Source organism: Mucilaginibacter sp. KACC 22773 (assembly GCF_028736215.1).
GTDB lineage: Bacteria > Bacteroidota > Bacteroidia > Sphingobacteriales > Sphingobacteriaceae > Mucilaginibacter.
This window is the reverse complement of sequence record NZ_CP117883.1, coordinates 3,815,750-3,831,974: the sequence shown is the minus strand read 5'-3', so window position 1 is coordinate 3,831,974 and position 16,225 is coordinate 3,815,750. Positions and strand designations below refer to the sequence as shown.

The 16,225-nt window shown below is 42.7% G+C and carries 15 protein-coding genes; 9 read left to right on the top strand and 6 right to left on the bottom strand.

All coding sequences use genetic code 11. From position 1 onward, the window contains the following. Positions 1-45: 45 nt before the first annotated feature. Together PQ469_RS15820 and PQ469_RS15815 are read right to left on the bottom strand one after the other, a co-directional pair. A complete protein-coding gene (locus PQ469_RS15820) occupies positions 46-1,056 on the bottom strand; it encodes a glutamine synthetase beta-grasp domain-containing protein (protein ID WP_090649735.1) in 1,011 nt (336 codons plus the stop codon). Positions 1,057-1,361: 305 nt separating this feature from the next. Beyond that, positions 1,362-2,726 (bottom strand): hypothetical protein, encoded by a 1,365-nt coding sequence (locus tag PQ469_RS15815; protein WP_274208543.1) that lies wholly within the window; start codon positions 2,724-2,726, stop codon positions 1,362-1,364. A gap of 336 nt (positions 2,727-3,062) precedes the next feature. Between PQ469_RS15815 and PQ469_RS15810 the strand changes: the two genes are divergently transcribed. Beyond that, entirely contained in the window at positions 3,063-3,233 is a 171-nt protein-coding gene (locus tag PQ469_RS15810; protein ID WP_274208542.1) for a hypothetical protein, read from the top strand. Between the two features lie 217 nt (positions 3,234-3,450). Here PQ469_RS15810 and PQ469_RS15805 read toward each other — a convergent pair whose 3' ends face one another. Beyond that, the gene (locus PQ469_RS15805) at positions 3,451-4,170 is read right to left on the bottom strand and encodes an RluA family pseudouridine synthase (RefSeq protein ID WP_274208541.1); all 720 of its coding nucleotides are present in this window, start codon (positions 4,168-4,170) and stop codon (positions 3,451-3,453) included. A gap of 229 nt (positions 4,171-4,399) precedes the next feature. Here PQ469_RS15805 and PQ469_RS15800 point away from each other — a divergent pair, with 229 nt between their 5' ends. From PQ469_RS15800 to PQ469_RS15780, 5 genes are all read left to right on the top strand, one after another. Next, complete coding sequence (locus tag PQ469_RS15800; RefSeq protein WP_274208540.1) at positions 4,400-4,885, top strand: hypothetical protein; 486 nt, start codon at positions 4,400-4,402, stop codon at positions 4,883-4,885. A 221-nt stretch (positions 4,886-5,106) separates the two neighbouring features. After that, positions 5,107-6,165: a UDP-glucose--hexose-1-phosphate uridylyltransferase gene (locus PQ469_RS15795; RefSeq protein WP_274208539.1), complete on the top strand. Its 1,059-nt coding sequence runs from the start codon at positions 5,107-5,109 to the stop codon at positions 6,163-6,165. Between the two features lie 39 nt (positions 6,166-6,204). Then, positions 6,205-7,380, top strand: coding sequence for an aldose epimerase family protein (locus PQ469_RS15790; protein WP_090649752.1), 1,176 nt, complete (start codon positions 6,205-6,207; stop codon positions 7,378-7,380). A gap of 272 nt (positions 7,381-7,652) precedes the next feature. Next, positions 7,653-9,491, top strand: coding sequence for a T9SS type B sorting domain-containing protein (locus PQ469_RS15785; RefSeq protein WP_274208538.1), 1,839 nt, complete (start codon positions 7,653-7,655; stop codon positions 9,489-9,491). A 251-nt stretch (positions 9,492-9,742) separates the two neighbouring features. Continuing rightward, entirely contained in the window at positions 9,743-10,033 is a 291-nt protein-coding gene (locus PQ469_RS15780; RefSeq protein WP_274208537.1) for a DUF6717 family protein, read from the top strand. Between the two features lie 80 nt (positions 10,034-10,113). Here the strand turns inward: PQ469_RS15780 and PQ469_RS15775 are convergent, their stop codons facing one another. After that, positions 10,114-10,881, bottom strand: a complete 768-nt coding sequence (locus PQ469_RS15775; RefSeq protein ID WP_274208536.1) for a DUF4382 domain-containing protein — start codon at positions 10,879-10,881, stop codon at positions 10,114-10,116. Positions 10,882-11,355: 474 nt separating this feature from the next. Between PQ469_RS15775 and PQ469_RS15770 the strand changes: the two genes are divergently transcribed. Beyond that, positions 11,356-11,799, top strand: coding sequence for a KTSC domain-containing protein (locus PQ469_RS15770; RefSeq protein ID WP_090649762.1), 444 nt, complete (start codon positions 11,356-11,358; stop codon positions 11,797-11,799). Positions 11,800-11,873: 74 nt separating this feature from the next. Here the strand turns inward: PQ469_RS15770 and PQ469_RS15765 are convergent, their stop codons facing one another. After that, positions 11,874-12,461 carry a nucleotidyltransferase family protein gene (locus PQ469_RS15765; protein WP_090649764.1) on the bottom strand — a complete coding sequence of 196 codons (588 nt, stop codon included), beginning with the start codon at positions 12,459-12,461 and terminating at the stop codon, positions 11,874-11,876. An 18-nt stretch (positions 12,462-12,479) separates the two neighbouring features. Further along, entirely contained in the window at positions 12,480-13,631 is a 1,152-nt protein-coding gene (locus PQ469_RS15760; protein ID WP_274208535.1) for an XdhC family protein, read from the bottom strand. A gap of 189 nt (positions 13,632-13,820) precedes the next feature. Between PQ469_RS15760 and moaA the strand changes: the two genes are divergently transcribed. Both moaA and PQ469_RS15750 read left to right on the top strand, forming a co-directional pair. Next, a complete protein-coding gene (gene moaA / locus PQ469_RS15755; RefSeq protein WP_274208534.1) occupies positions 13,821-14,810 on the top strand; it encodes a GTP 3',8-cyclase MoaA in 990 nt (329 codons plus the stop codon). Positions 14,811-14,923: 113 nt separating this feature from the next. Beyond that, entirely contained in the window at positions 14,924-16,120 is a 1,197-nt protein-coding gene (locus PQ469_RS15750; protein ID WP_274208533.1) for a molybdopterin molybdotransferase MoeA, read from the top strand. Positions 16,121-16,225 lie beyond the last annotated feature (105 nt).

Below are 16,225 nucleotides of genomic sequence, written 5' to 3'. Positions count from 1 at the left end.
CCCTGATCTTTTTAAAACCAGGGGAAATTAATGATATAAGGGGGATTAAACTTTAGCTGTTTTTACAGTTTTAATAATCACCGCAGCCACTTTGTATGGATCGGCAGCCGAGTTAGGACGACGATCTTCCAGGTAACCACTCCAGTTGTGTTCAACTGCATAAAGTGGGATACGGATAGAAGCACCACGATCTGATACGCCATAGCTAAAGTCGGTAATAGAAGCAGTTTCGTGTTTACCGGTTAAGCGCTGATCATTATCGGCACCATATACAGCGATACACTCAGAAACAGCCGGGCGGAATGACTCGCAGATAGCTTCGAAAGTAGCTTTGCTGTTTGCAGTACGTAAGGTAGTGTTTGAGAAGTTAGCGTGCATGCCAGAACCGTTCCAGTCTAACTGACCAAGCGGTTTGCAATGCCAGTTGATAGATACGCCATAGCTTTCACCAATTCTTTCTAATAAATAACGTGCAACCCAGATTTGGTCACCAGCTTCTTTAGCGCCTTTAGCGAAGATCTGGAATTCCCACTGACCTGCTGCTACTTCGGCGTTGATACCTTCAACATTTAAGCCGGCTTCCAAACACACGTCTAAGTGCTCTTCAACAATTTCGCGGCCGTAAGCATTGTTTGCGCCTACCGAGCAATAGTATGGTCCTTGCGGGCCTGGGTAACCACCAGCCGGGAAACCAAGCGGTTTGTTGGTTTTAGGATCCCATAAAAAGTATTCCTGCTCAAAACCAAACCAGAAATCATTATCATCATCCTGTATAAGGGCACGACCGTTTGACTCGTGAGGTTTTCCTGTTGAATCTAAAACTTCGCACATAACAAGGTAAGCGCTTTTTCTTTGTGGATCCGGGCATACAAAAACTGGTTTTAAGATACAATCTGATGAACCACCTGGTGCTTGTTCAGTTGATGAGCCGTCAAAGCTCCAGTTATCCAGATCTTCTACTTTACCGCTGAAATCCTTAACGATTTTTGTTTTGCTACGCAGGCTTTGTGTTGGTTTGTACCCATCAAGCCAAATGTACTCGAGTTTAGTTGCCATTTTTTAATTAATTTGTAAAGTTGGGGTTCTATTGATAGTTTTTGTATTAATCTCGCCAATTAACAAGGCGAATTTAAATTATTTTTACAAAAATCACCATGAATTTGTGATTTTTTTATAATTTTTTTCAACAAATACCACGTTTTAGCTGTAAATGCATAATAATTAATCTAATTGGAGGTATTTTTAGTGATTTAGCATTTTTACGCCTATGGGAGTGCTGAATTTTAAAAAGAATGCAAAATAGCGGGGAATTGTAAACGGGAATAACTAAAAATTTCGCCCTATGTTGGCCGTTTACGAGATCAATCTTTTTCGCTTAACTTTTCAGAAACGTTTTTAACATTTTTGTCCAGTTCCTCGGCCGAGTATAATAAATGTTTGCGTATTTTAAGTAGCTCTTCTTTGGTTTCAATGTCCTTAACCAGGTCAAGCAGGCCCAATATGTTTGATAGGTGCTTACGTACTTCATGAGAGTTGATTGTGGCCAGCTCTTGTTTTTTAGCTGCGAATAATAACTGCTCGTAATGGCGTTTTTGCCTGCTGCTGCGGTAAAAAATAGCCACAACAACAACCGCTAAAACAGCAATGGCAATGGCAAATATCATCCATAAACGTTCGCGTTCATACCTTAGTAGGTTTACATAATACAAGCTTTGTACTTCATTTACTTTTAATTGCGACGACTTATTGCCTGCCTGCGAAAGATTATTGAGGTTTTGCTTTAATTGGCTCAATGCCAGTTTAAAACTGCTTGCTGCCAACTTGCTGTCATTTTTACGTTCAGCTATTTCCCCAAGCACTTCATATAAATGATATTTTATTTCGGGATGGTTTATTTGAGATGGTTGGGCCAGTTGTTTATCTACCATGTATTTTGCAGAATCAATTTGGCCGTTGCTTAAATAAGCATCGGCCAAAAGCTGTTCCTCCAGGTCGCTTTTAACATACAAGCTATCTTTTAATAGCGAGTTGATTAGTTTTATCGCACCTTTATAATCATGCTTCAGCAGGCTTAGGTAATAACCGGTACGTTTTTGATAGGTGTATAATTTATAACTCTTGTATGTTGGATCAAATAGTTTTTCGTGATAGGTTTTTAGCGAATCGTAATTGTTAGTCCTAAAATAGTTTTCAGCTTTGTTATAAGTGATGATGGTTGAAATAGCCGGACGGTTAATTTTATTTTCTTCCAATATCTTTTGAGCCTGGTTAAGATAGGATAACGATTGGCTGTATAAGCCGCTTTTATAATCTACATCTGATATATTAACGTTAAGTATAAGCTCTAAACTGGGATTATTTAGTTTTTTGATTTCCTGTTTAGCCAAATCGTAACTGTTTAAAGCTTCAATAAAATTACCTTCATCTGTTTGCAAAAATGCGAGGTGGATAAAATATTGTTGAAGTAAAAAATGATCGCTGCTTTTGTGCGCTTCATCAATAGCTTTTATCAATGATTTTTGAGATTCCTTTAAATTGTTGAGTCTTCTCTGATAGATGCTTTCCATGAAATACAGCATCGACGATTTATTATCAAAGTTAAACGTGGCAAACGTATTTGTAACATCTTTCTTTTTATCGATGAGCTGGTTTAAAGGAGCATTTTGAAAAAACGACTTTACATACCGGGTAACTTTTGTTTCCCTTTCTGTTTGGTCTTTTATCAAAATATAATCTATCAGGCTGTCTTTTTTAGCATGAGATTGGGCACATGTCACTTTAGAGAGACAAATAAATAATAATAGTATAGGGATATAGCGCAGTATTTTCAACGTGCCGGCAATTTAGGATAAAAATACACTTGCTAAAGACAAAACCAAACATATAAATTAAATTATCCGTATACATTAGAATTACCGGGAATGACTTATTGTTTTTTTTGTGTTAAAAAAAGGAGGGGAATGAATTAGATGCCACATTCGTATTACAGAAATTATTTTTCTATTTATTTGATATTAACGCATATTTATGTTAATTTTGAAAAAAACTAACCCCAGTTTATTATGAAAAAAACCGCACTTTTAATTGTGGCAATTATTGTTGCCACATGTTACTTTTCTTGTAAAAAGGAAACTATAGCGCCTAAGAAAACTATTACTAATGGAGTAGCTACTGGTAAAAAAGACACTATATATATAAGAACTACGCTGTTGAAAGACACTATATACAAATAGTAGTTTTGGCTCCCGTGTAAAAAAGACAACCATAAAAAAGGTTGTCTTTTTTTATTTGCAGCCTGTGCCATCGTGTTAGCTGGATCAGTCCGGAAAGTTTTGCCATGAAAGTAACGGACGCGCCTTAATATCGGATTTATTAACTTAATACATATGTGTCCTTTATCGAAGAGAAAGCTGGCTGTTTATCCGGGAGCGATCATAGGCACCTGGAAAGTTAACTATCAAATTTTTCTAACAGTTTCAGCAGCGTTTCAAAATCCTTGGGATAGGGGGCATGTATGGTGATTTCTGTCCCGGGGGGTATTTTGAATGTAACTTCGTATGCATGCAGCGCAAAGCGTTTCATGATAGGTAATTCTTCCTGGTCTTTCCCTAAATGATATTTCCGTTTTATTTTAGATAGAAATACAGGTTCACCCTTGTACATTTCATCGCCGGCTATTGAAGCCCTTTGGGTAGCCAGGTGAATCCTTATCTGGTGCATACGGCCTGTTACCGGACGACACTCCACCAATGTATAATGCTTAAAGTATTTTAGTGATTGAAACCAGGTTTCGGCACGTTTGCCTTCCTGCCTGCTAATCGTTACGTTGCCCTTGCCCACGTTTAATATCGGCAGGTCAATCAGTAAGTTATCAAAGGTATGGGTGCCGTCAATAATCGCATGGTACACCTTTTTTACCTGCCGTTTTTCAAATTGCATCGATACCATTCGGTAAGCTTCCGGGTTTTTGGCAATAATAAGCGCCCCCGAAGTTTCTTTATCCAGGCGATGACAAATTTGTGCATCTTCCCAATATCCTTTAGCCAGTCGCAATAAATTCACCTCGCCACCTTCACGCTCGTCGAGCGAACTCAAAAAAGGGGGTTTATTAACTACAATAACATCATCGTTCTCAAATAGTATCAGGTCGGCAAATTTCGGAAACTTCATATTTTATATATAGCCGGCAAAAATACGGTTTATAATAATGATAACACGCCTGCCGTCAATTTTTTAAATAACAACAACGAGTGCACGGTGTTAAACACGGAGTCAAATGACCTTGTAATATGGCCTTAAAAAAGTACAATAAACTTAAATTAAGGCCATTTGCTTAGATAGCATAACCATGGAATAGTATTTGTTTTATGTTAAGCAACAATCTAACTGTAAAAACAACATGAGCATTAACAAAACCGAACCTGAAGAAAAGGGATTTTTTGAGAAGGTTAAAGAAACAATTGAACATTTGTGGGAAGGTACCAAAGATACAGCCGAAGACGTAAGAGAAGCCGCAGCGGATAAACTGGAAGATATTAAAGAAAAGGTAACCACAAAAAAAGCAACAACCGCCAAAAAGGCTGTGACTGTTGCAAAAGCTGATGTAACAAAAAAAGCAACTGAAGTCGCCGATAAGGCAAAAACTGCGGTCGCCAAAGTAAAAGCCGAGGCGAGTGAAAAAGCAAAAAAGATTACTACCAAAGCAAAAAATGAAACCATCGTGGCAAGAAAAGAAGCTGCCGATGTAAAAGCCATGGCCGAAACAAAAGCAAAAAAGATCTCGGCCAAAACCAAAAGTGCCGTTGCCGCGGTTAAAAAAACAGCCGCGACTAAAACGGCGAAGGCAGCTACAACAGTTAAGAAAAAAGCTTTAGCAGCTAAATAATTTTTTAATATTAGTTTGGAAGCGATGCACCTTACAGGTCATCGCTTTTTTTGTGTAACACGTTTTATCGACGGGTTTAAGCCTATGCTTCTGTTAGCTGGTAATAGATCGTTTAATCTTTTTTATTTTAAATGTAGCATTTACATTTATTTTTCTACTTTTGAAAAATCAAACGCAATTACCAATTGCCATAAGCCAATAAAACCTGTACAAATAACACAATGGAAACTAATAATTTCGATCTTAAAGAGCATCCGCACAGTCGTTTAAATATTTTAACCGGCGATTGGATCCTGGTATCACCGCACCGTACCAAACGCCCGTGGCAAGGTAAGGTAGAAGCCACACAGGCTAACGACCGCCCCGCTTATGACCCGCAATGTTATCTTTGCCCAACCAACAAGCGTGCAGATGGCAGCGAAAATCCTGATTATAAAGGCAGCTTTGTTTTTACTAATGACTACTCATCGTTACTGCTAAATACGCCCGATGGCGGCCTTAACGATGATGAACTATTGGTAGCCAACAGCCAAAAAGGTATTTGCCGTGTTATCAGCTTTTCGCCCCGGCATGACCTTACGTTGCCGCAAATGGAAACTACGGAGATTCGTAAAGTGGTTGATGTTTGGCAATCTGAATTTGAAAACCTGGCATCATACCCCTGGATAAAACATATCCAAATATTTGAGAACAAAGGCGACATTATGGGTTGTAGCAACCCCCATCCTCACGGGCAAATCTGGGCGCAAAACAGCATCCCGGTTGAGGTAGCTAAAGAAACCCAGCAGCAAAAATCTCATTTTGAGCAAAAAGGCAGCAGTCTGCTTGGCGATTACCTGGCGCTTGAACTTAAACGCCAGGAACGCGTTATTTTTCAGAATGATCATTTTGTAGTACTGGTACCGTTTTGGGCAGTTTGGCCCTACGAAACCATGATCATCAGCAAAAGGCACGTTACCAGCATCCTTTATTTTACAGATGAAGAAAAGGACGCCCTTGCTGATGCCATTAAAAGACTCACCGTGAGGTACGATAACATGTTCGAAACCTCGTTCCCTTACTCGGCAGGTATGCACCAATCGCCGGTTAACATGGGCGAACATCCTTACTGGCACTGGCACATGCATTTTTATCCGCCGTTACTACGGTCGGCAACGGTAAAAAAGTTTATGGTTGGGTACGAGATGCTGGCCAACCCGCAACGCGATATTACTGCAGAATACGCTGCCGAAAAGCTGCGTGCACTAAGCGAAATTCATTACAAAGCGAAAGGAGCGTAAAAAACATTACTTTTAAACCAACCAATACAACACCTATTTATGAATCACTTATTTAAAAATCTATCATTAATTATGGTACCGGCCTGCCTATCTTTGGCAGCTTGTAATCAACCATCAACCCAACAGAAAACCAGTATGACAGATAGCACCAAAACGGATAGCACCAAATCATTCGCTGCTGCATTTGAATCAACCATCAATGGTAAACAAACTCATCTTTACACCCTTAAAAACAAAAATGGCGTTACCGCTACCTTTACCAATTATGGTGGGCGTATAGTAAGCCTGCTGGTACCCGATAAGAATGGTAAACTTACTGATGTAGTTTTAGGTTATGAAAGTGTAGAAGGTTTTGAAAAATCAACTGAACCTTATTATGGCGCTACCATAGGCCGTTTTGGTAACCGGATTGCCAAAGGTCATTTTAAAATTGATGGTAAAGATTATCAGTCATCTATCAATAATCCGCCAAATACGTTGCATGGCGGTAAAAACGGATATCAGAGTGTTGTTTGGGATGCCAAACAAATTGATTCGACCACCCTGGAGCTTACCTACCTGTCAAAAGATATGGAAGAAGGTTTCCCAGGCAATCTTACCATAAAGGTGGTTTATAGCCTTACCGACAACAACGAATTTAAATGCGTTTACGAAGCCCAAACCGATAAAACAACCGTGGTAAACCTAACCAACCACGCGTTTTTTAACCTGAACGGCGAAGGGAGTGGCACTATCCTTAATCATTTGGTACAAATTGATGCGGATAATTATACCCCGGTTGATGCCGGTTTAATCCCCACAGGTAAAATTGAGCTGGTAAAAGGTACGCCGTTTGATTTTACCAAACCAGAAACTATTGGTAAACGCATTAATGACGATAATCAGCAGCTGAAAAACGGCAAAGGTTACGATCATAATTTTGTGCTTAACAAACACGATATCACAATCCCGATTGCTACCGTAACCGGTGATAAAAGTGGTATTAAAATGGAAGTTTATACCGAAGAGCCCGGTATGCAGTTTTATAGTGGTAACTTTATGCAGGCCAAAAACGCCATGAAACGCGGTATTAAGGACGAATTTCGTACCTCGTTTGCAATGGAAACCCAGCACTACCCCGATTCGCCAAACCAGCCGCAATTTCCATCAACCGAACTTAAGCCGGGCGAGACTTATAAAACTCAATCGCTGTATAAGTTTTCGGTGATAAAATAAGCTTGCGATTTTTAGATATTTTGAAAAGATCCGGTCATTTGGCCGGATCTTTTTTTTGCCCGACTGGGAGGCCCAAAAGACGACCTGCCTATTGTTCTTAATTTCAGGAAGCACCAACTGGCCTTTCATATCAAATCACATATCTCAAATCTCACATCTAAACTGTATATTTCCACCAGCCAACAATGAACTCTTTATTGTCAACCCAATTATTTAAGCAGCGGTTACCTACAAAGCAGTGTCTTTGGTTGGTTTTGTTGTGCACCTTTCAATTGGTATTTAATACAAAAGGTAATGCACAGTTGGTTACCATCGGTTCGCAACCAACCAGCGGCTGTGTTGGGCAGCCTATTACATTTACAGCAGTGGCCTCAGGTGTGGGCGTATTACCGGTTTACCAATGGCAGGTAAACGGAATTAACGTTGGATTCAATCAAAATAAATTTACCAGTAGTACACTTGTTAATGCCGATGTGGTGCAATGCAGGGTAAGTATCCCTGGGCCTAACGGTACATTTAATACCGCCAACAGCAACGCCCTTACCATGACCATCCTTTCGCCGCCTGTTATTGTGCAGCATGATACCGCTATTTGCCCTGGCAGCACTATGGTACTCCAGGCCGATGTTTCCGGCGCCGCCTATGCCAAATACAAACCGGTCGATTTTTCAAACCAGTTCAATTTCAACATCTCTACCAATACTTTTGGGCACCAGTTTGTTAACTGCCCTACGGGGAATGTCACATTCAATGGTATCCCTTATATCCTTTACCCATGGAGTGATACCTTTACCGGCTGGAATGCAAGCAACGCTACCGGACCCGATCCGCGTAAACTTTTTATTCCCGTTAACGAGGATGGTGCTGTGGCCATCAACCTGCTGGCCAATACCTATTTTGGCGTACCCGGCCCGGCGTCGTATGTAAGCGTAAGCTTTTGGGCCAATGGTGCCGAGGTGTACAAAAAAGACCTTATAGGCGACCAGGACATCCGCGACTTTAACGCTGCCCAGTTTACCAACCAAATCAATAACACCAGCACTACAAACGTGTGGTCATCGCCCAACCGGCAAAACCGGTTAGATAATGTGCGCATCCAGATGCCTGCACCAACGCGTATAGACAGCATTGTGGTAAATGATCATGGCGGCAACGGCCAGCGCCTGTTCATCATTGGCGCCACCGTTGAGAAAACACCCGTTGCCCTTAAATGGTCAACCGGCGAAACCACCCCATCCATCACTGTAGCCCCAATGCAGCCAACAACTTATACCGTAATGGCTACAAATGGGGTAGCCAGTTGTAGCGGTGGCAGCATCAATGTAAGCTTTACTACGCCGGTAGTGCCGTCAATAAGTATCAGTCAGTTAACCGGCAACGTTTGCCAGGGCAACTCTATCACTTTTGAGGCAGGAGTGCTTAACGGTGGCAGGGAGCCTACGCTTAAATGGCAGGTAAATGGCGCCGACGCCGGTACCAACAGCTTTATATTTACTACCAACAGCCTTATAACCGGCGATATAATAACCTGCCAGGTAACCCCACACAACCTGTGCCTTACTATACCCACAGCAACAAGCAATGCACTTACAGCAACGCTGTTACCGCAACCTGTAGTTGATGCAGGCCCCAACGTAACCATTCACCAGGGCGATGCCATCCAGTTAAAAGCCACTGCAACCGGCGATATAATGACCACGAAATGGAGCCCTGCCACCGGGCTTGATAACCCAGGCATACTCAACCCCATAGCAACCCCAAATCAAACAACCAAATACACCTTGCTGGTGCAAAACCAAAATACATGTACGGCTACCGACAGCCTGATTATAAAAGTGCTGCCGCTTGATGTGGTGATCCCCAACGCCATCAGCCCCAACCACGATGGTGTAAATGACGTATGGGATATTCAGCACTTAGATCAGTTTGCTACCTGTACGGTAAATATATTTAACCGCTACGGCCAAAAGCTTTTCACATCCACCGGCTACGCCCATCCGTGGGATGGAACCTATAAAAACAGGCGCCTTCCTGCGGGCACCTATTATTACATTATTGATTTGAAGGATGGCAGCGCAGTACGATCGGGGTATGTGGTGCTGGTGTATTGAAGTATAGTATCAAGTATCAAGACTTTGGTGGAGTGTTGGATGTACCAGCCGTTGCGCAATTGTAAGCCGAATACAAGGTAATCACCCAACCTTCTGATTTCGTAATATTCCTGATGAGATTGGGGAGTAGAAAGATGTCGATGAGATTTAAGCTGTAATTACTAACTTTACCTCATGCTTACGTCCTACAAATTCATTAAAGAACCCACCAACCGCTGGTATATTAACCTGCCCGACTGGCAAGGTAAGGTATGCATGCCGACCTGGAAATGGTTGAAGGTGCCGACATCATGCTTGACTATGTTGGCCAGGGTGCCCGCGAAGTAGAACTGCAGCTGGCCGAAGAACCTTTTGAAAACGCAACTCCGCTTCAACTTATTGAAGATTATCGCGATCATGTGGGTGGCGGTATTTACCTGCTTGGCCGATACAACGGCGAAGAGCTTAACCAAAAAATGTGGCTTTGTGGTGTTACCGAATTTGTGTTTGGCAAACTGCCAGAGGTTATTTATTTCAAGAAAGTGGAAACTAACAAGCAATAGCTTAATGCTTAAAACCATATTCAGCAAAAAGCGGCTATCCCAACAGGAACAGCCGCTTTTTTGTTGAACAGTAATTACGCTTACTGGGTAATGGTTACTGTACCCATATCCTTCACCGAACCGTTTACCACGGTTACCCCGGTAACGGTTTTAGCAACATAGGGGCTTACCGGTACAAACTGTACATTGTAAGTGCCTGCTGCCAGGCCCGAAAAGTAGAATTTGCCCGTAGCATCGGCCACAGTACCAACGGTATCGGCGCCGGTAATTGCAAACACTTTAGGAGACGACGCGGCAGGCGATACTACACCGCTTAATGCACCCGAAACAGCCTGTGGTATTGCCCTTATCACTGGTTTCAGTATGTATTTGCCGTTTCCGGTTAATACGATCGACTGTGCCGCGTCAAAATCTAAACGGAGGGTGTAGGCCACGCCTGCAGTTAAATTGTCGTGTACGTTGAGCTTTACGCCTGATGTTTGTCCGCTGGGCGTGGTCAGGTCGTGAGATACGCCGGCTACAACTACCCGGTTGCCGGAGTCGTTTAAAACCAGCCTTATTTGCTGGATAGTGCCGGCCGGGATGTCCTGTGCAGCCAGCACGGTATCTTTACCCGCCCTAAACCTTAGGATGTCTATCGGGCCGCCGTTTACATCAAGTGTATTTTCCCCTTTATCGGTAACTACAACTACGCTTTTAACATTCAGGATAACGGCATCAAAAGCGCCAGGGGCATCGGTCATCTTCACAGTTACGTGCGATGTGCCGCCTGCACTGTTGTTGCTGTCCTTTTTACAAGAGAACAACGAAAGGCTGAGTGCAGCGGCAAATAAAAGTAACTTTTTCATAATGTATTATTTAGTGTATAAACCAACGTTCAAAACTGGTGCCTTGTAGGGCAATGTGCCGACGAAATGGCAATATGTATCGATGAATAGGGGTGTTAGTTGCAGAATAAGGTCAAAATATGTTACAGCGTAAAGTTTCGGCGATTATTGACCAGTTATCTGCACAATTTTCCCCTCAATGGTCTGGCAATTGTATGCCTTTGTGGCCTGTGTGCAAAAGTTTACATCGATGCTATGGCGCGCAGGTGACCAGTTTTGCCAACAGAAAACCTGCGCTCCATAGCTTTTCTTCAAACCTGGCGGGCAGGGCGTATGTGATTTAATTGTTAAGCCCAAATCAAACTTAAATCATTTCGCGGCCATGACTATAAATTGTGCTGTAAAAAGTGTACCTTCGCGCCATTATTTTCTTGAAAACAAAGCGTTTAATTATCATGCTTTTAGCTTCAACGACGATAAAATAAAAATAATAGAATGAAAAAAATTGTCGACTACAGGAAGCTTTTAAATGTTACCGAAGCTGCAGAACTACAGGAATTAAAATCAAACTACCGCAATATGATGAAAACCTGGCACCCGGATAAGTTCCAGGACGAAAGCAGGGTTGAAGCGGAAGAAAAAAGCAAGACCATTATTGAAGCTTACCACTTTTTGGTAAGTATAGCGCCCGAAACCCGTGCGCAATCATTAACCGAATATACCGCCACTACCACGCTATCAAACATTGCCGACTTTGAATACAAATCGCAGGTATTAAAAATTGCCTTTTTGGATGGTAACGAATATGAGTACTTTGATGTACCTAAAGCGGTTTATGTAAAACTGATTAATGCTGATTCGCCGGGAAGATTTGCCCGCAGGCATATTTACAACGAATATGTTTACCGCAGCGTGAGCAGGTTGGTAGCTACTGCGTAGTTTTTAGTAGTGAGTAGGGAGTGGTGAGTGAACGTTAAAAAAAACTCACAATTAACCGCTCACCACTCACCATCTCATTCCCGGTTCAATCGTTCAAAATCATCGATTGTATCAATATCAATGGCACCCAGGCCAAACGGTACCGACATAACATCGTCCGGGTAGGCATTGATGATGGTTTTTGCCCCTTCACTGCCTGTTAGCTTCATTAATTTGACGAAATACTTTTTATCAAACAAAGCGGGCACACCCAGTGTGTTTTTATATTCGCAGGCTATTATCCCTGTATCATTCTCGGTTTTGCGTTCGGTTAATTGATAAAGTAGCAGCGGGTCAACAAAGGGCTGATCGCAAAGCATCAGGATTGCCGACGTAATCAGTGGCTCTAAGTACATTAGCTGGGCTATTCCCAGGCGGATTGATGAAGCCATGCCTTCCTGCCAGTCGGGGTTATAAACAATATTAACTTGCTGATCGGATATGTTGGGGCGTATTTCGCCTTCGTTGGCTCCCAATACTACTACAGCGCAATCGCAGCAGGCCGAAGTTAAAGCGGTTTGTATGGCGCGTTGCAATAATGTTTTGCCCTGGTAAACCAGGTTCTGTTTTGGCGATCCGAAGCGGCTTGAAGAGCCGGCAGCAAGTATAATTATCCCCGTCATTCGTTTTCTTCAGTTTTTTTAAGGCATAGATTGATGTACAATTTGCTGCGGTACATGGTTATGGATACTTGTTTTATAACGTAATGATGTTCCTGACCTACCCTTTAGCACCGCCTGCATTTCGGCAATGATAGAGAGGGCAATTTCATCGGCATTTTCAGATCCTATATCCAAACCCGCCGGCCCAAATACGCTTTCCAATTGTTGCGGGGTAGCCGTTATACCTTCACCGGCAAACTCATCCAGCATTCTTTGTAACCGTTTTTTTGGTCCCAGCACCCCGATGTAGGAGGGGCTGAGTGGCAGTAGCTGCTTTAATACGCAGGCATCGTAATTATAGTTGTGTGTCATCAAAATAATTACAGTACGCTCATCTATTTTTACATGTTGTAAAGCGTATTCCGGTTTGGATATGGTGATTTTGCCCACCAGCGGGAACCGCTCCGGAACAGCGTAGTTGGCGCGTCCATCTACCAGGTGAATTATCCAACCCAGCGCAGCGGCTATCTGTACCAGCGGTATGGTATCATTGCCGGCACCAAATATTACAAGCGATACTGCGGGTTGCATCAGCTCAATAAAGCAGGTAAATTTATCGCCATATAAATAAGTTTTGGTTACCGAATTGCCATTGGCCAAAACGTGTTTGGCATCTTGCAACAGGGCATCCTTAATAGCGTCATCGGGGAATTGTCCGGTTATTTCTTCATCCTTATTTAGTAACAAACAAGTGCCGGGCTGCGGTGCCTGCTTATCGTTTATGGTAAACAGGGTGATAAGCACCACAGGTTCGCGTTTGCTCAAAAATTGTTTAAATAGCTGTATCGGGTTATCCTGCCTATCAGCAAAAATAGGTTCAATCATAATGTGGATAATGCCATTGCAGCCCAGGCCAACGCCAAACTTGGCATCATCATCGTCGGTAGTATCATAAGTAACCAGCATGGGTTTGTTTTGGGCCATCACCAGGCGGGCCTTGCGCAGGGCGTCGCCCTCCAGGCAGCCGCCGCTAATGGCACCTGTAAGTTGCCCATCTTCGGTAATGAGCATGCGGGCGCCGGCGCGTCGATAAGATGAACCCTCTACGTGTACAACCGTAGCCAGCGCGGTTTGCCTGCCGGCATTATGTGCGGCATCAAATGCCGTTATTATATCTTTAAGTTCTTTCACCTGGGCAAATTCAATGAATTGTAAATGTGAATATCGGTGTATATGTGATTAGCAACAATAATTGGCTATAAAAAAGTACATTTAAACCACAATGTTCAAATTTGTAATTTTTATTTTTACATTAACGATCATTAAACTTAAAAACCACAGATTTGTTGATTAAATTGTATACACTGTAAATTTTATAAATTGTTAATAGATAATCACGGCCGAAACATCAATTACCTTCGCCTTGCGGTGACCGACAGGTGCAACTTGCGCTGTTTTTATTGTATGCCCGAGGATGGCCTCAACTGGCTATCCCGTAAGGAACTGATGAGCTACGAGGAAATGCTGCACACCTGTTCCCTGCTGGTAAAAATGGGCATCCAAAAAATCCGCATTACAGGCGGTGAGCCATTTGTACGCAAGGATATTATGACCCTGCTTACCTCTATTTCGCAACTGGATGGATTACAGGATTTGAGTATTACCACAAATGGGGTTTTAACCGCGCCTTATGTGCCCGAACTTAAAAAGATAGGTATACGATCTGTAAACCTTAGTTTAGATACGCTGGACGCTAATCGTTTTTTTACCATTACCCGCCGCGATGAATTTGCTAATGTTATGGCCGCTTTAGAGGCTTTGCTGCAGCATGATATCGAGGTGAAAATAAATGCCGTGGTAATGGACGGCAAAAACACCCAGGATATTATTCCACTGGTTGAAATGACCAAAGATTTGCCCGTAAGTGTAAGGTTTATAGAGGAAATGCCTTTTAATGGCGACGGACATATTTATACCGGTTTGCAATGGGATTATGTACGCATCCTGGATGAGATTAAAAATAAATATCCACAGATCCAGAAACTAACCGATGCGGCTTATTCCACATCATATAATTACCAGATACCGGGGCATAAAGGTACAATTGGTATCATTGCAGCCTATTCGCGCACGTTTTGTGGTACCTGTAACCGGATCAGGATTACCCCGCAGGGCGAATTGAAAACCTGTTTATATGACGATGGCGGGCTTAATATTAAGGATTTGATACGCAACGGTGCCAGCGATGATGAATTACGGTCGGTTTTGCTGGATGCTTTTGGCAACCGCGCTGCAGATGGCTGGGAGGCCGAAAAATCGCGCGTGGTACACCCCGGGCTTCACGAATCAATGGCCTCTATCGGGGGGTGATGAGCTTAAGGCTGTAAGCAGAAAGCTGATGCAATGAGGGTTCTTATATTTATACACTTCTAAGATCAACGAAAACGCTTTAGGCTTTCTGCCTTTAGCTTTTAGCTAAAACTATGACAACTGTTGAACAAGCTGAAAAACTAATACTTGCCCAGGTAAAAGATTATGGTGATGAAACCGTACCTTTTGAACAGGCGCTGGGTAAAGTTTTGGCCGAACCGATAAAGGCTGACCGCGACCTGCCGCCCTTTAACCGGGTAACTATGGATGGCATAGCCATTAAATACCAGGCTGTTGAAAATGGCATCTGCACGTTCCATATAAAGGCCACCCAGGCGGCGGGCGATGTGCCTGTTGAAATTACCGACAGTAACGAGTGTATCGAGATTATGACCGGGGCGGTTTTGCCATCGTCGGTCAATACGGTTATCCGTTATGAGGACCTGGAGATGAGGGCAGGGTTAGCCAGTATTAAAGTGGAGGGGATTAAGCAAGGGCAAAATATTCATGTACAAGGCGCCGACAAAAAACAGCACGAGGTATTGGCAGCTTCGGGCCAATTGGTTACACCGGCCATCATTAGCCTGGCTGCATCGGTTGGTAAAACTCATTTGCTGGTGAAAAAAATGCCCAAAGTGGTCATTATATCATCGGGCGATGAACTGGTAGATGTGCACGAAACACCTTCGCCATACCAGATTCGTAAATCAAATAGCTACACGGTTAAAGCGGTTTTGCAGCAACACGGCCTGCAGCCGGATATCCTGCACATTCCGGATGATCCTGAAATTACAAAGGCCCAAATTCAACAATGCCTGCTAAATTACGATGTGCTGCTGCTAAGCGGAGGTATTTCTATGGGCAAGTTTGATTATATCCCCCAGGCATTGGAAGATTTGCAGGCCGAGAAAATTTTTCATAAAGTAGCACAGCGCCCGGGTAAGCCGTTTTGGTTTGGCAGGTACCAGGATAAAGCCCTGGTTTTTGCCTTCCCAGGCAACCCGGTAGCCACATTTATGTGCCTGCACCGGTATTTTTTAACCTGGCTAAATACAACCCTGGGTTTGGCAGAACAATCGCCGGTTTATGCTGTTTTAGCTAAAGATTTTAAGTTTCAGCCCCCTTTGCAATACTATTTGCAGGTGAAACTGAACAGTAACTTACAAGGACAATTAATAGCATCGCCTGTAGAAGGAAATGGTTCAGGCGATTTTGCTAACTTAGCAGATACCGAAGCTTTTTTAGAATTACCCATGGAAAGGGATGATTTTAAGCAGGGGGAGGTGTTCAGGATATGGAAGTTTGTCTGAACCGGAATTTCAGGAATTTATAGAATTTACTGAATTATTTCCGCAATTATAAATTACCGTTTGAAAAGCAATTCTTAAATTCTAAAAATTCGTTTAATTCGAGTT

Bases quoted from the DNA above. Each gene is read 5' to 3' on its own strand.
- PQ469_RS15820 (WP_090649735.1), bottom strand. From the start codon at position 1,056: ATGGCAACTAAACTCGAGTACATTTGGCTTGATGGGTACAAACCAACA.
- PQ469_RS15810 (WP_274208542.1), top strand. From the start codon at position 3,063: ATGAAAAAAACCGCACTTTTAATTGTGGCAATTATTGTTGCCACATGT.
- PQ469_RS15805 (WP_274208541.1), bottom strand. From the start codon at position 4,170: ATGAAGTTTCCGAAATTTGCCGACCTGATACTATTTGAGAACGATGAT.
- PQ469_RS15800 (WP_274208540.1), top strand. From the start codon at position 4,400: ATGAGCATTAACAAAACCGAACCTGAAGAAAAGGGATTTTTTGAGAAG.
- PQ469_RS15795 (WP_274208539.1), top strand. From the start codon at position 5,107: ATGGAAACTAATAATTTCGATCTTAAAGAGCATCCGCACAGTCGTTTA.
- PQ469_RS15790 (WP_090649752.1), top strand. From the start codon at position 6,205: ATGAATCACTTATTTAAAAATCTATCATTAATTATGGTACCGGCCTGC.
- PQ469_RS15780 (WP_274208537.1), top strand. From the start codon at position 9,743: ATGCATGCCGACCTGGAAATGGTTGAAGGTGCCGACATCATGCTTGAC.
- PQ469_RS15775 (WP_274208536.1), bottom strand. From the start codon at position 10,881: ATGAAAAAGTTACTTTTATTTGCCGCTGCACTCAGCCTTTCGTTGTTC.
- PQ469_RS15770 (WP_090649762.1), top strand. From the start codon at position 11,356: ATGAAAAAAATTGTCGACTACAGGAAGCTTTTAAATGTTACCGAAGCT.
- PQ469_RS15765 (WP_090649764.1), bottom strand. From the start codon at position 12,461: ATGACGGGGATAATTATACTTGCTGCCGGCTCTTCAAGCCGCTTCGGA.
- PQ469_RS15750 (WP_274208533.1), top strand. From the start codon at position 14,924: ATGACAACTGTTGAACAAGCTGAAAAACTAATACTTGCCCAGGTAAAA.